Source organism: Crenothrix polyspora, from assembly GCF_900163755.1.
Taxonomy (GTDB): Bacteria; Pseudomonadota; Gammaproteobacteria; order Methylococcales; family Methylomonadaceae; genus Crenothrix; species Crenothrix polyspora.
Window position 1 is genome coordinate 1 of sequence record NZ_FUKI01000171.1, and the last position, 15,239, is coordinate 15,239.

11 protein-coding genes are annotated in these 15,239 nt (G+C 49.6%); 4 read left to right on the forward strand and 7 right to left on the reverse strand.

From position 1 onward, the window contains the following. The 4 genes from mgtA to CRENPOLYSF2_RS17900 all read left to right on the forward strand — a co-directional run. Positions 1 to 1,854: magnesium-translocating P-type ATPase (gene mgtA / locus CRENPOLYSF2_RS17885; protein ID WP_087145315.1), on the forward strand; the 1,854-nt coding region annotated here is incomplete at its 5' end. A gap of 116 nt (positions 1,855 to 1,970) precedes the next feature. Beyond that, positions 1,971 to 2,465 carry a cytidylyltransferase family protein gene (locus CRENPOLYSF2_RS17890; protein WP_087145316.1) on the forward strand — a complete coding sequence of 165 codons (495 nt, stop codon included), beginning with the start codon at positions 1,971 to 1,973 and terminating at the stop codon, positions 2,463 to 2,465. Positions 2,466 to 2,480: 15 nt separating this feature from the next. Beyond that, positions 2,481 to 3,233: an endonuclease/exonuclease/phosphatase family protein gene (locus CRENPOLYSF2_RS17895; RefSeq protein WP_087145317.1), complete on the forward strand. Its 753-nt coding sequence runs from the start codon at positions 2,481 to 2,483 to the stop codon at positions 3,231 to 3,233. Continuing rightward, positions 3,230 to 3,811, forward strand: a complete 582-nt coding sequence (locus tag CRENPOLYSF2_RS17900; RefSeq protein ID WP_087145318.1) for a CDP-alcohol phosphatidyltransferase family protein — start codon at positions 3,230 to 3,232, stop codon at positions 3,809 to 3,811. Before CRENPOLYSF2_RS17895 ends, CRENPOLYSF2_RS17900 begins: the two co-directional genes overlap by 4 nt. A gap of 273 nt (positions 3,812 to 4,084) precedes the next feature. Here the strand turns inward: CRENPOLYSF2_RS17900 and CRENPOLYSF2_RS17905 are convergent, their stop codons facing one another. The 7 genes from CRENPOLYSF2_RS17905 to CRENPOLYSF2_RS17935 form a co-directional block, all read right to left on the reverse strand. Further along, a complete protein-coding gene (locus CRENPOLYSF2_RS17905) occupies positions 4,085 to 4,840 on the reverse strand; it encodes a proteasome-type protease (RefSeq protein ID WP_087145319.1) in 756 nt (251 codons plus the stop codon). 125 nt (positions 4,841 to 4,965) lie between these two features. After that, positions 4,966 to 5,760: a transglutaminase domain-containing protein gene (locus CRENPOLYSF2_RS17910; RefSeq protein ID WP_087145320.1), complete on the reverse strand. Its 795-nt coding sequence runs from the start codon at positions 5,758 to 5,760 to the stop codon at positions 4,966 to 4,968. Between the two features lie 46 nt (positions 5,761 to 5,806). Beyond that, the gene (locus CRENPOLYSF2_RS17915) at positions 5,807 to 6,502 is read right to left on the reverse strand and encodes a P-loop NTPase family protein (protein WP_087145321.1); all 696 of its coding nucleotides are present in this window, start codon (positions 6,500 to 6,502) and stop codon (positions 5,807 to 5,809) included. 154 nt (positions 6,503 to 6,656) lie between these two features. Then, complete coding sequence (locus CRENPOLYSF2_RS17920) at positions 6,657 to 7,625, reverse strand: transglutaminase family protein (protein ID WP_087145322.1); 969 nt, start codon at positions 7,623 to 7,625, stop codon at positions 6,657 to 6,659. Further along, the gene (locus tag CRENPOLYSF2_RS17925) at positions 7,622 to 10,162 is read right to left on the reverse strand and encodes a circularly permuted type 2 ATP-grasp protein (protein WP_087145323.1); all 2,541 of its coding nucleotides are present in this window, start codon (positions 10,160 to 10,162) and stop codon (positions 7,622 to 7,624) included. The genes CRENPOLYSF2_RS17920 and CRENPOLYSF2_RS17925 overlap by 4 nt, the downstream gene beginning before the upstream one ends. Positions 10,163 to 10,224: 62 nt before the next feature. Next, positions 10,225 to 11,529, reverse strand: a complete 1,305-nt coding sequence (locus CRENPOLYSF2_RS17930; protein WP_087145324.1) for a citrate synthase — start codon at positions 11,527 to 11,529, stop codon at positions 10,225 to 10,227. Between the two features lie 53 nt (positions 11,530 to 11,582). Beyond that, positions 11,583 to 14,966 carry a transglutaminase family protein gene (locus CRENPOLYSF2_RS17935; RefSeq protein WP_087145325.1) on the reverse strand — a complete coding sequence of 1,128 codons (3,384 nt, stop codon included), beginning with the start codon at positions 14,964 to 14,966 and terminating at the stop codon, positions 11,583 to 11,585. Between the last annotated feature and the right edge of the window lie 273 nt (positions 14,967 to 15,239).

Genomic DNA, 15,239 nt, shown 5'->3' on the forward strand with positions numbered 1-15,239 from the left:
GCCTTCGAGGTTGGCACGCACCGTTTCGGCCTGCTCATTATGCGGCTGACCATTTTATTGGTACTGTTCGTGTTGCTGGTTAATGCCTTCATGCACAAACCGTGGCTGGATTCCTTCCTGTTTGCGGTGGCACTGGCGGTCGGGCTAACACCGGAACTGCTGCCGATGGTGGTGTCGGTCACTTTGTCACGGGGTGCTTTGCACATGGCCAAGAAACGGGTGATCGTCAAGCGCTTGGCTTCCATCCAAAACCTGGGTTCGATGGATGTGTTATGCACGGACAAAACTGGCACGCTGACTGAAGCCAAAATTCGGCTGGAACAGCATGTCGACCCACAAGGCAAACCGAGCGAACGGGTGCTGGAACTGGCTTATCTCAACAGTTTTTTTGAGACTGGCCTTAAAAGCCCGCTCGACGATGCGATCCTCGCGCATGAACATATCGATGTCAGCGCCTGGAAGAAAATCGACGAAGTGCCATTTGATTTTGAGCGGCGGCGGGTGTCGGTGTTGCTGGATAAGGGCAATGGCCGGATACTGGTGGTAAAAGGCGCATCCGAGGAGATTATTGGTCTGTGTACTCACTATGAAGAACAGGGCAATGCAGCCCAGCTTACACTCGACAAAGCCAGTCGGGATCGGATACACAACGAACACATTGCGCTGGAAAAAGAAGGTTTTCGGGTATTGGGCATTGCCTGGCGCACTGTGCCACAAGACCACTCCGATGCCGTTATCGGCGACGAAACAGATTTGGTGTTTGCAGGGTTTGCAGGTTTCCTCGATCCACCCAAAGCCAGTGCGGGTACGGCGCTTGCCGCGCTCAAAGACTGGGGCGTAACGGTTAAGATTGTCACCGGCGATAGCGAGCTGGTCACCCAGCATGTCTGCGCCGAATTGAATATTCCGGTCACCGGCATACTGACTGGCAAGGACATTGCCCAGATGGATGATTACGCATTACGCGCCAGAGTGGAAAAAACTAACCTGTTTTGCCGTGTCAACCCGTCCCAGAAAGACCGTGTGATCCTGGCGCTCAAAGTACGTGGCCATGTGGTCGGCTATATGGGCGATGGCATCAACGATGCGCCGTCCCTGCATTCGGCGGATGTCGGTATCTCGGTGGATTCAGCGGTCGATGTCGCCAAGGAAGCCGCCGATATGATCCTTTTAGATCAGGATTTGAACGTGCTGCTGGATGGTGTTTTGGAAGGCCGCCGCACCTTCGGCAATATCATGAAGTACATCATGATGGGCACCAGCTCCAATTTCGGCAATATGTTCAGCATGGCGGGTGCGGCGCTATTTTTGCCCTTTTTGCCGATGCTGCCCACGCAAATATTGCTCAACAATATTTTGTATGACCTCTCCGAAGTACCGATTCCACTGGATGAAGTAGACCCAGAAGAGCTGCGTAAGCCACGCGTGCTGGACATGAACTTTATCCGCAATTTTATGCTGGTGATCGGCCCCATCAGTTCGCTGTTTGATTTTATGACTTTCTACGTCATGCTGGTGGTACTCAAAGCCAACGAAACACTGTTCCAAACCGGCTGGTTTGTCGAGTCCCTGTCCACGCAAGTGCTGGTGATTTTCATCATCCGCACCCGTGGCAACCCGTTTAAAAGCCGTGCCCATCCGGTGTTGGTGGCAACCTCGTTGTCGGTAATGCTGATTGGTGCAACACTGCCCTTTACGCCTGTAGGTACGTACTTTGGCTTTGTGCCGCCACCCACTGAGTTTTATGCCATCTTGGCAGGCATGGTTGTGGTTTATCTGTTGATCGTCGAGGCGGCAAAAAGGGGCTTTTATCATTGGCATAACGGAAAAGGCGCGTCGTTAAAAGCCAGATGAAGAAATCGACTTAAATAATCAGCGACGGTATTGATACAGGGGCTTGTAGCCCGATAGTAGCGTGTTATAAAATGAACATAAAAATATCTAACACGCGGTAAAAAAATAGGTTCAGCATGATTTTTGAGTCAACCCGTATTGCCCAAGCCCTGATTTTGATCTGTGTTGCCAATGGCTCGCCTATCATCAGCCGTAAATTGTTTGGAGAACGTTACGCACAGCCGGTGGATGCTGGTTTATTATTATTCGACCAGCGGCCTGTGTTTGGGGCATCGAAAACCTGGCGCGGTTTGTTGGCAGCGATCATTTGCACGGCGGCAGTTGCGCCCATGATAGGCTTATCTGCCTTGTTAGGAGCTAAGTTTGGTGCATTGTCAATCAGCGCTGATCTGCTGGCCAGCTTCACCAAACGGCGGCTAGGCTTTGCACCCAGCAGTCGCGCCCGTTTGCTGGATGTCTTCCCCGAAGCGTTGTTGCCAACGCTGGTGTTGCAGTCTGCGCTCGGCCTGGATAAATGGGATGTCGTACTGACGGGGTTAGTTTTTTTCGTGTTCGAAACCTCGGTGTCGCCGTTGTTATTCCGCTGGCATATCCGTAACCGCCCTTATTAATGCTGAGGATGCCCAATGCCTGAAAACCAGTTGACCATCCTTACTTATAATATCCATAAGGGCTTTAGCGCAGGAAACCGGCGTTTTGTCTTACACCAAATCCGTACTGCGTTGCTGGCGACCGAAGCCGATGTGCTGTTTTTACAAGAAATACAAGGCGAACACTACCGCCACCAACAGCATATCAGCGGTTGGCCCGATTGCGCACAGATTGAATTTTTAAGCAAAGGGGCATGGCCGCATCGCGCTTATGGCCAAAACGCCACCTACAGCAATGGCCACCACGGTAATGCTATCTTGAGTAAATTTCCTGTCATAAGCTGGGAAAACATTAATGTGTCATTGTTCCGCCGCGCCAGTCGCAGCCTATTGCACGGGGTTTTGAAGATCCCTGGCAGAGATAGCCCCGTACACATCATCTGCATTCATTTCGGTTTGTTTGCGGTAGAACGCCAAAGACAGATTGCAGCATTGTGTAAACGTATCGACAGCCACGTACCGCACGATGCCGCGTTAATTGTCGCAGGTGACTTTAATGATTGGCGGGATGTCGCGGAGCGGCATTTTTCCCAGCATTTGGCCTTGCAAGAGGCTTTCCACAGCGTGCATGGCCGCAGGGCGCTGACATTCCCGTCCTGGCTGCCTTTATTGCCGGTGGACCGCATTTATTACCGTGGTGTACAGCCGGTATCCTGTGAACGTTTGCTGCATGCGCCCTGGCCGCATTTATCCGACCATGTGCCATTGATCGCCAGGTTTCAACTATGAAAATCCCCCACGAATTAATGACGCTAGCCAATGGGCTGACGGCGTTTCGGCTGCTGTGTTCACCTGTGTTGTTAGTCTTGGCCTGGCAAGGCTATGCGATAGCGTTTTTGTTGTTACTGGCGGCAGCATTTTTTTCGGATGCCGTAGATGGCCTGGTTGCGCGGTTATGTGGCCAAGTGAGTGAATTCGGTGCCAAACTCGACAGTTGCGCCGATGTCACCTTGTTTGTGACCATTACTCTTGGGGCTTGGTGGCTATGGCCAGACATTATCCGCCACGAAGCGCTGTATGTCGGCGTGGTGATGGCGTGTTATCTGTTACCGGCGATAATTGGCTATGTTAAATTTAGTGCGGTCACCAGTTATCACACCTGGCTTGTGAAAGTGGCTTTGGCAGCTATCGGGTTATCGCTGTACCCGCTCTTTCTTGATTTTTCAGTGTGGCCCTTCAGGTTGGCTACCGTACTTTGTGTACTGGCTGCTGCCGAAGAAATAGCCATTACGGTCGTTTCAGGTGAATTGCACAGTAATGTCCGTTCGCTTTGGAATGTGTTGCGGCATGAGGCTAGAAAAAAATAAAACTCGATAATCAATAAAAGTGAATGTTCGCCGTTATACAGAACAATGGGCTGTATTTTAATTCTTTAATGCTACAGCGTTTTCACAGCTCAATAGTTACAGCGTAACCGTTCGCACTGAGCTTGTCGAAGTGTGCCGTTCATGCTTCGACAAGCTCAGCACGAACGGTGGCTGTAACTGTCCTAAGTTGAAAACGCTGTATATTGGTGACAATAGCCAGCACCCTGCTAAATATTACCCCGTCAGCAGTAGGAGGTGTAAATACAGTCTATTTTATAAATTAACCCGCATACGCTTAGTCAGCGATAGCTCTAATGGCGGCAATGCGCCAATTGCTTCACGGAGCTTATTTTCCCAGCTTCGGCGTAGTTGTAGCATATAATCGTTATCGTCGTCGAAGCAATAATAATCGGCCAGACTGAAGCTGTTGGTCCGGTAAATCAGCATTTCTACCGGCGGCCCCACGCTGGCATTACTGCGGATGGTGGAGTCCATTGACACCAGGCAACAACGTGCGGCTTCGTCAATGGACGTTTCCAACTTAAGGAACCGATCCAGGATAGGCTTACCGTATTTGTTTTCACCGATTTGCAAAAACGTCGTGTTGGCTGAGGTAGTGATATAGTTACCTTCGGCATACACCATATAGGCAGCGTGTGGTTCATTGCCGATTTGGCCCGCCAAGATAAAGGTAGCGGACGCATTAAAGGCAGACTGCCCCTCGGTATTTTTATGCTGGTTTTGCTTGTCAACACTGATATGACCCAAATACTCCGCCGCTTCCGACAAGCATTCCACCGTATTAAAGTTAATGCCTGCACCTTTTATTTTATCGCGGTGCAATTGTTCTAAAACGGCCTGGGTGGTGGCAAGATTACCCGCACAGAGCAAAACAATCTTGCGGTCATTGTGCGTATCAAACGCGTGCATTTTTCCATGCGTACTGACATTATCAATGCCCGCATTGGTTCTGGAGTCAGAAACCAGAATAAGACCTTCGTCTATAGAAGCTGCAATACAATAAGTCATAAATTTAACAGGGTTTGAGTTTGGCAAGAAACGTGTGTCATTTTATCCCACTTGATTTTTCTTATCCATAAATACACTGATTTTTTTCAAAAAAAATCTTTTCTAAACAGTATTTTCAAGTGCATTTACAGAGTGTCCGTCAGTAAGTTAACCTGGACATCCATAGTGTTCAGTATACAGCCAGATCCAAATTGATGAAATATAGAAACATCCGCTGCATCGCGCCCAAAAGCAATAATGACCCGCCCGCCCCGTAAATCGCTCTGGGTAGGATCGAAAGTATACCAGCGGCGACCGATGTAGGCTTCAAACCAGGCGTGCATATCCATGGGTTCAAGCTGGTACAAATAACCCACCACCAACCGCGCCGGTATACTGATACTGCGGCATAATGTGATGCCTAATTGGGCAAGATCCCTGCATACACCATAGCCACGCTGATGCACTTCAACCGCCGATAACGGTGCGTCGCTGGAACCTGGGATGTACTTTATTGAATGGCGCACCCAGTCAGTAATTTTGCTGACCTGGTCATAACCTGGCAGCGCATCGGCGACTATCTTCCTGGCAAGGTCGCCAAACCGATCCGATTCACAATAACGGCTGGGTAACAGGAACGGTAGAATTGGGTTGGGGAGATTCTGGATTTCAACAAAATTAGCACCTGGTGCGCTATCAATAGCTTCGGTCGTAATGACCTCGGCACAGGTACGTACACTAAACTTTCCAACAGGTGCAACCAGGCGTTGACGGAAATTGCCATAGCTGTCTTTGCTCTCGGTTATTTTTACATCCGGCTCAACAAGGTAACTGGATTGGGTAATCCTTTGCTGTGCGCCGCTTAAAGGCCGCAGCATTAAAATCAACGCCGTTGCCGTATCTACCTGAAAATGAAGATCACACTGCACGCGTAGTTTCATGGGGATGTGCCGGTGATGAGTGCTATAAACTTTGTGTTCGAAGGCATCAAAGACCCACCATTTGAATCTGGCTATACGCGTGTTTTAGCCATATTTTGACGCGTTGCCGCTCCAGCAATCCCAAGCTGTTGGGGCTGTCAGCGTCTTTGTTTTTGGCCGCCCAAAAACTGGCGCTGTTGCCATCAATTTTGGTCATGGTGGCAGGATGCAGACGTTTTAAGGTTATCACTTTGGCCTTCAATGCCAAAGCCCGCTCTTTAACGCCGGACGATTCCAGCAGCGTAAAACTGTCATCACGCAGCTGATTTTGTACCAGTATATAATTCAGGCGCGAGCCATATTGCTCGAGCAGCTTGTCTAACAAATTAACGCAATCCTGGCCAGAATCCATCACATTCCAGTAGCTTAGATGAATGTTCAGTTCATCAGCCAATTCCAGTACGCCAGATTCTTCAAGCCACTTTGCTAACGGCTGATGGCTTTGCGCCGCCAAATCCACCAGAATGCGCTGTTCAGGGTTCGCCAAAGCCGTCTCAACGATGGCATCCAGACTTTGGTAATTGTCAATCAGGCTGGGTGAGGCGTAATCGGCATAAAAACGCAGTAACGAACCATGCGAACGGTCGGTATCAAAACCCATGAACGGTATTTTATGATCTATCATAAATTGCGCCAGCACACGGGCAAGCACAGATTTCCCTACCCCGCCTTTTTCGCCGCCGATAAGATGAATATGACTCATTGTTTCTCCTTAAATGTCTAGTGTTATGGAAACCTCTAATTATGCACTTCGACAAGCTCAGTGCGAACGGTTTTATCGTTAAATCAGTTAGTTATCCGTTCGTACTGAGCCTGTCGAAGCATGATCGGATAATTTTTAGAAGTCCCCTTATGTCTCAACGGGGACGCAAGCGCCGCTCATAAACAAACGGTAAGCGCAACACATCAACCGATACCGACAGTGTATGCTGGCCGCCGCCAAAGGCGATGCCTTTTAATGGGGTCACATCCGAATAATCTCGCCCCCAGGCCAGGGTAATATGTTGCTCATGCGGCAAGGTATTGTTGGTGGGATCAAACTCCAGCCAACCCATATCAGGGATATAAACGGCAAACCAGGCATGTGAGGCATCCGCGCCGACCAACCGCTGTTGGCCAGGTTCAGTGATGGTTTCGATATAACCACTGATGTAACGCGCGGCAATGCCATAGCTGCGTAAACAGGCGATGGCCAAATGGGCAAAATCCTGACACACCCCGCGCTTGTGTGACAGAACCGCCGACAACGGCGTGGCAATAGTGGTAAAGCTTGGATCATAGGTGAAATCGGTGAAAATACGCTGCATCAAATCCTGGACAACATCAACCAAGGGGCGATTAGGCAAAAAAGAGCTTTGGGCGTAGTGTCTTAATTCAGCGCTAGTGACCACCATCGGTGAATCCAGCACATATTGCTGTGCGTCCAGCAATTCAAGGGTTTTATCTGGATTGATTGATTGCTGCTGAATTTGACCTTGCTGGCTTTGCATCTGTGCTTGCAGGGGGATATGGCGCAACAGTGCCTGTACACTTTCCCACGAGCACAGGTTAATACCCAGGTGGGTTTGCTTGGGAAAGACAATAACCTCGCTCATGCAGGTGACCGTCAGTTCGGTATGCGCCTGTTGAACCGCGAAATAGGTGACGTGATTGCCAAAAAAATCCACCCGTTCGATAAAATCGCTAGGTCTGGGGTTGATGTCAAAGTGGCTGGACTGGCATTCTTGCCGCCAAAAATCACGCGGATGCAAACGGGCCTCGTTTTGGCATAAGCCTACCGGCTGGCTATAATGGTAATGGGTGGTGTGCGTTATCCGATATCTCACAGTTCCTCTTCCTGGCTATTCAGCAGCAATAATTGTGACGACTGGGAGTGGCTAAAATAGGTTTGTGCGATGTTATCGGCAATTTTCCACAGTAAACGGGCGGTATCCGATAACAGCTGTTCCAACTCAGTATAAACGTAGGCAGTGGCATCGATTTGCGTCAGTTCCAGTGCTTTGCTAAGGCGTATACCCGTGTAAGCTTGCAGGATTAAACGCTCGCAATCACTTAACTGGCTTTTGGCACAGTCCTTGGGTAATGCCTGGAAATGCTGGGTTAATTGTTGCAGCTGGTAAGCCAGCGAACGTGGATGCGTTTCATCAAACAACAACAATTCCAATACCATCGCTAGCGCAATAGATGCACGGTAGCGGCGCTGGTAAAGACTTAAGCTGTCCGTTGTCAGCAATACCACCTCCAGCACCTGGTTTTGCAACGCATCAGGATGTTTTTGCACTACTGTCGCCCGCAGCAAAGCAACAAGAGCGAGGGCGCGTTCCAGCCTACGTCCGCTATCCAGCATTAACCAGGCGGCCTCACGGGTCATATTCTCGCTGGTTAAGCCGGTAAACGCCACAATCCCGGTAATCAGCTCATCCAGGTGGGTTTGTAATTGCTCAATCGTGCAGTCAGCATTCACAACCTTTGCGTACCAGCGTCGGCGGATATTATCAATACTGCGCCAGGTTTCTTGTGACCACAAATCACGGATACTGTTGGCAGATTGCACCAGGGCATGGATATTGGCGGACAGCGTACCGGTTTGATTGTCTTTGGCCAGCGCCAGCAATTCGGCTTGTGGCACTTTAAGCGCCTGTAAATCCGCTTTGATAAACCCTGGGTAAGTGCCGGTAACTTGCGTTAACGCACGTAATAATATCGCCAGACAATCGGCATCAATGGCGGCTTTATAATCGGGTGTTTCCAGCAGTTTAATGAGCGTGGTACGCAGTAAACGGGTTGAAGCCTCGGTGCGTTCAAGATGTCGACCCACCCAGAACATGTTATCAGCGGCGCGGCTGGTTAATGGCTCAGTGACTGCCAAGAGCTGTATTGAACGGGTTGGTTGTGTCCATACGCTATCAGGTTTGTCCGGTTCTGACGATAAAACCCAGGTATCTTTGCTAATACCGCCAGCCTGATTTGAAACGCTGAATGCGTCTTTTTGACGGGCAACCCGTGTCAGTCCCCCCGGCATGACGGCATAATTCCCGCCATTAGCCACAACAAAGGTGCGCAATACCGCATGTCGCGGCTCGACATGATGGTCAATAAACGCGGGCAAGGTGGAAAAACTGACCTGTTCCTGGCCGATATAATAATGAGGCTTGGCAGTAATGCGGGCGCGTAAGTCTTCTTTTTCCTGTTGGCTTAACAAACCGCCAAAGACAGCATAATCGCCATGACTACGGTTGATAGGTTTAATAACCAAGCGGTCGATATTTTGCAAGACAAAATCGCGTTCGCGGTGTTGGCCGCACCACCAAGTGGCTACCGAAGACAGCTTCAATTCCTGGTTTAGAAAATGGCGGCATAAGCGCGGTAAAAAAGCCAGCAAAGCCGGATTTTCCAAAACACTGCTGCCCAAAGGATTGGCAATCGCCACATTGCCACGGCGGACCGCTTCCAGCAAACCCGCAACCCCCAGCCGTGAACTACTGTTTAATTCCAGCGGATCGCAAAAAGAATCATCTACACGTCGTAAAATAACATCCACCACTTGCAAACCCTCAAGGGATTTAAGCCAGACAGTGCCATCGCGTACCGTTAAATCATCGCCTTGCACCAAGGTAAAACCATGGTGTGCCGCTAAATAAGCGTGTTCAAAATAAGTTTCGTTGAGCGGGCCGGGAGTTAAGATGACGATGCGTGGTGCTTCTTTATTATGTGGCGCAATGTCTGCCAGCTCTTTCCGTAGGGCTTTAAAAAATCCCGACAGCCGCTGTACGTGGGTTTCGCGAAAAATATCGGGCAACACCCGCCGCATCACCCTGCGATTTTCCAAGGTGTAACCAGCACCCGATGGCGCTTGGGTACGGTCATCTAAAACCCATACCCGCCCGTTAGCGCCTCTGGCAAGATTGGCTGAATACAGTGTTAAATGCCGCTGTTGCTGAGCCAACGCACCAACGCAAGGCCTTAAAAACCCCGTATGCCCATAAATCAGCTCACTGGGAAGTAAGCCTTTTTTCAGTAGCGTTTGTTTACCGTACAGATCTTTTAAAATCAGATCCAGAAGGTCGGCGCGTTGTTTAAGTCCTGCTTCAATGGTTAACCATTCCTCACTGCCAATCAGTGATGGAATCGGGTCTAGCCGCCAGGGTTGGGTAAGCTTTTGGGCATCACCATAAACATTATAAGTAACGCCATTTTTGCGTAACAGCCGCTGCGCTTCGCGGCGAACCTGCTCCAGCTCGCTTTCGCGCAGGGTGTCCAGCGTATCCATAAAACGTTCCGAATACGGTAACGCCTTGGTTTCTGTGCCAGGTATTTCACCATAAACACCTAGCTGCGTCGCGTAATATTGCCCCTCATTCATGGGCTGCGCCTTTCACTTTACGCAAAATTATTCCTTCACTCGCATTGAAAAATACATGTCATTCAAGACCGTTGATCAACATCCTGATAACGTCGCAGCGTTTCACCCACATAAATTTGGCGTGGACGGGTAATGGTGACTTGTTTGGCGTGCAACATTTCCCGCCAATGTGCCAGCCAACCAGGCATACGGCCAATGGCAAACAGCACCGTGAACATATTGGTCGGTATACCCGCCGCCCGCAGGATTAAACCGGAATAAAAATCCACATTGGGGTAGAGTTTACGCGAGATGAAATAATCATCTTTTAATGCAATTTCTTCCAGTCGCCGAGCAATATCAAATAATGGATCAGTCATGCCGGACTTATTCAACAGCTTATCGCATTGTTGTTTTAAGACCTGGGCACGCGGGTCAAAATTTTTATAGACCCGATGGCCAAAGCCCATCAGTCGGCTGGTAGAATTTTTGTCTTTGGCCTGGTTGATAAATTCCGTGCCATCGCCGCCATCGGCATGGATTTGCTCCAGCATTTGAATCACTTGCTGATTAGCCCCGCCATGCCGTGGCCCCCACAACGCACAAATACCGGCTGAAGCCACCGCGTACACATTGGCCATGCTGGAGCCAGCGGTACGCACCGATGAGGTACTACAGTTTTGTTCATGATCAGCATGCAGGATAAAAAACATATCAATCGCCCGCACAATATCTTCATCCAGCTCGTAATCGCGCACGGGGGAGGCGAACATCATGTTGAGAAAATTGCGGGTATATTTCAGCTTGTAAGACGGATAAATCAACGGCTCGCCGATGGATTTTTTATAGGAAAACGCGGCAATGGTGCGTACCTGCGACACCAAATTGGCGACAATCTGAATTTCGGTGGCGCTGTCCAGCTCATCAGGAATAGGATAAAACGTGGACAACGAGGCCACCATCGTTGCCAGTATGCCCATCGGATGAGAGCCACGCGGGAAACCATTAAAAAAATGGTGCATGTCTTCGTGAATAATGGATGACTCATTCAAACGGGTTGAGAATTGCAGCAATTGCTCGGCTTTCGGTAACTCACCGTGCAGTAGCAGGTAAGCAACCTCCACGAAACGTGATTTTTCGGCCAATTCCTCAATCGCATAACCACGGTAGCGCAAAATACCTTTGTCGCCGTCGATGTAAGTGATGGCGCTTTCACACGCGCCGGTATTGCCGTAACCTTCATCCAGTGTGATGTAGCCGGTTTCAGCACGTAACTTGGAAATATCAATGGCTTTTTCGCCTTCAACCCCCACCGATGTTGGCAGGGTGTAAGTTTTATTCTCCAGGGTTAAAGTAGCAGGAGACAGTGTGTGCAATTTATCAGTCATTTAAAATATCTCTCTAGTTTAATCATTCCGTTACCCTAAAAACCGAATCATTATCAGCGATTTTTATGGCGTAAATCCAACGTAAATGGATATTCGTTGCTTAATTCTTCAACCGGTGGTGCCATCGGTCTTTGGCTGGCCGTGTTAACTTTGAACGAGGTTTCTGTGCCTTTGGGCTTGGCGACAAAAGGCGGTGGAGCGACAGCGCCTGGCGTATGGCCATAATCCCAAAAACGGGTGATACGACGGGTTTCGGCAGCAAAATCATTGACTGGGAAGTCGTCATAACTGCGCCCCCCCGGATGCGCCACATTGTACGTACAGCCACCTACCGAATGGCCATTCCAGGTATCAATCACATCGAACACCAACGGCATGTGCGGCGCTATGGTAGGGTGTAAAGCAGACGGCGGTTGCCAGGCACGATAACGCACCCCCGCCACGTATTCACCCTTACGACCGGTCGTGCGCATCGGTAAACGTCGGCCATTACTGGTAATCACGTAGCGACCTTCGGTCATTCCCGTCACCTTGACCTGAATACGCTCAACAGAGGAATCGACATAACGCGCCGTGCCGGTACTGCTAACTTCTTCACCCAGTACATGCCAGGGTTCAATGGCAAAACGCAATTCCATATCAATGCCATCCACCAGCGTATTACCGTAACGGGGAAAACGGAACTCAAAGAACGGCTCCAGCCAGTCCAATTCAAAATTGAAACCGGCGCGTTGCAAATCTTTGCACACCTGTTGCAGATCTTCGCGGACATAATGAGGTAGCATGAAACGGTCATGCAATTCAGTCCCCCAGCGCACCAGGTCGTGTTGATAGGGTTCACGCCAGAACCAGGCAATCAGGGTGCGCAGCAACAGGTTTTGTACCAGCGACATCCGTGCATGGGGCGGCATTTCAAACGAGCGCAGTTCCAGAATACCCAAACGTCCGGTCGAGCTGTCCGGTGAGTACAACTTATCGATACAAAATTCCGAACGGTGCGTGTTGCCAGTGATGTCGGTTAACAAATGCCGTAGCAAGCGATCAACCAACCACGGTTCAGGCACTTCGCCGGTAGGTATTTGCTGAAAGGCAATTTCCAGTTCATACAATTTTTCATCGCGGCCTTCATCAACACGCGGTGCCTGACTGGTAGGGCCAATAAACATACCGGAGAATAAATATGATAAGCCCGGATGATGTTGCCAGTAAGTAATCAAGCTGCGCAGTAAATCGGGGCGGCGCAATATCGGACTGTCCGACGGTGTTTCTGCCCCCAGTGTGATGTGGTTGCCACCACCGGTACCCGTATGTCGGCCATCCTGCATAAATTTTTCTGTGCCCAATCGGGATTGTCGGGCTTCTTCATACAGTAGCGTGGTTTTATCAACCAGCTCTTGCCAGCTTTTGGAAGGGTGAATGTTCACTTCAATAACACCAGGATCAGGCGTAACCATCAAACGTTCTATGCGATAGTCGCGCGGTGGCTCGTAGCCTTCCAGCACAACGGGAATCTTTAAATTGTCGGCAGTGGCCTCGATAGCGGCGACCAGTTCCAAATAATGTTCCAGATACGTGAGCGGTGGCATAAAGACGTAAAGCCGACCTTCACGCACTTCGACACACATTGCCGTATGAGGTACATCGACAGTTGCTGTGGGTTCGTCGCCGATGGCCTGTGTATTTTCCTCTAAAGGCGTCTTGGCGTTTTTTTGAAAAGTACTGTAACGCCTGGCGACTTCACCGTAATAATCCCCCAGTTCCGGCAGGTCGTCAAACAGGCTTTGTGGCTCCTGGGTATCGCGTTTATCGGGTGCAACCCAGGGTAAGCTGGACAGCGGTAAACGCAAGCCCATCGGCGAATTGCCTGGCACCAGGAACATGGCGTCGCGACGAAACGTCCACGGGCCGCTTTTCCAGCTCTGTGCCGCCCAGTTCCATTGCACAGGCAAGACAAAACCGACCGGTTCGCCTAAATCGCCATCGAGTAAATGGGTCAGGGTTTTGCGTTCAATGCTGTCTTTTAAATTGTAGGTTAACGGATCAACGTTGTCCGGCAGCGTACCTTCTTGCCAGCAATAATAGAAGCTGTCTTCAAAGGCATTGACGATATATTTAGGCTTCAGTCCTAAACGCAAAGCGATTTGAGTAACAAATTCCTGCGCCTGCTCCACCACCACGCCGTAATTGCGGTTGATGTCGGCCAGTAACGCGGGATTACGCCACACCGGTTCGTTATCTTTGCGCCAAAAAATACCGTATTGCCAGCGAGGTACGGGTTCCCCTGGATACCATTTACCCTGGCCGTAATGCAGCATGGCACCGATGGCAAAGCGATCACGCAACCGCAAGGTCAAAGCCTGTGCGCGTTCACGCTTATGAGCGCCATCGGCATGGGTATTCCATTCGTCGCCCGCCATATCATCCACAGACACAAAGGTGGGTTCGCCGCCGATGGTGAGGCGGACATCATTGTCCTGTAAATTTTGGTCGACAGCGTGTCCCAAGGCATCAATACGTGCCCACTGGTCATCAGTATAAGGCTTGGTAACCCGTGGGTCTTCGTGTAAGCGGGTGACGCTGTTGCTAAACTCAAACGTCACTTCACATTTATCGGTCGCACCGGAAACCGGTGCAGCACTGGCGGGATCTGGAGTACACGCCAAAGGAATATGGCCTTCTCCTGTCAGTAACCCAGAAGTCGGGTCTAAACCTATCCAGCCTGCACCAGGGATATAGACTTCAGTCCAGGCATGTAAATCGGTAAAATCCTGTTCGGGGCCAGAGGGGCCATCCAGGGATTTGAGGTCGGCGGTGAGCTGTACCAGATAGCCGGAAACAAAGCGGGCAGCAAGCCCCAGTTTGCGTAGTATCTGCACCAGTAGCCAAGCTGAATCGCGGCACGAGCCACTGAGTTTTTCTAAAGTCTCTTCGCAGCTTTGGATGCCGACTTCCATGCGAATGTTGTAGCTTAGGCCGGTAAAGACCTTGCGATTGACATCAACGATAAAATCATTAATCGAGCGTTCGGCAATATCAAACTCATTGATCCACTGATTAAGCAACACACCATTTTCGGTTTGCTCTAAATACGGTTGCAGCTCCTTCTCGGTCAGTGAATCATAATTAAACGGATAATTTTGCGCATAGTCTTCCACAAAAAAATCAAACGGATTGATGGTAGTTAAATCGGCAATAATTTCGACTTCCACGCTTAATTTTTGGCAGCTTTCAGGGAAGACCACCCGTGCCAGGATATTACCAAAGGGGTCTTGTTGCCAATTAATAAAATGATTTTTAGGTTCAATGCGCAGAGTATAGGCTTTAATCGGTGTCCGGCAATGTACCGCCGGACGCAGGCGAAATATATGCGGCGATAAGGTGACCATTCGGTCAAATTGATACACGGTTTTGTGGCTGATAGCGACTCGAACAGTCATATTATTTTTTTCCTGTTTTTGCGATTACGGGCTGGATTAATAGCCCAAAATGCATCCTATGGGTAATGAATTTCCAAAATGTAGGTGGTTCTGATTATTGCCCGCTTTTTACGAGACAGAAACACGGGATGATGTTGCCCATAACGCTACAATCATCCTAAAAAATAAAAAAGCACAAGTTGTTTTCATTATCGATTCTCAATTAGTTACGATTACTTAAAAATAAAGCAATAAATGCGCCATTATTAATTTCTTGTAAATACATTGAAAATC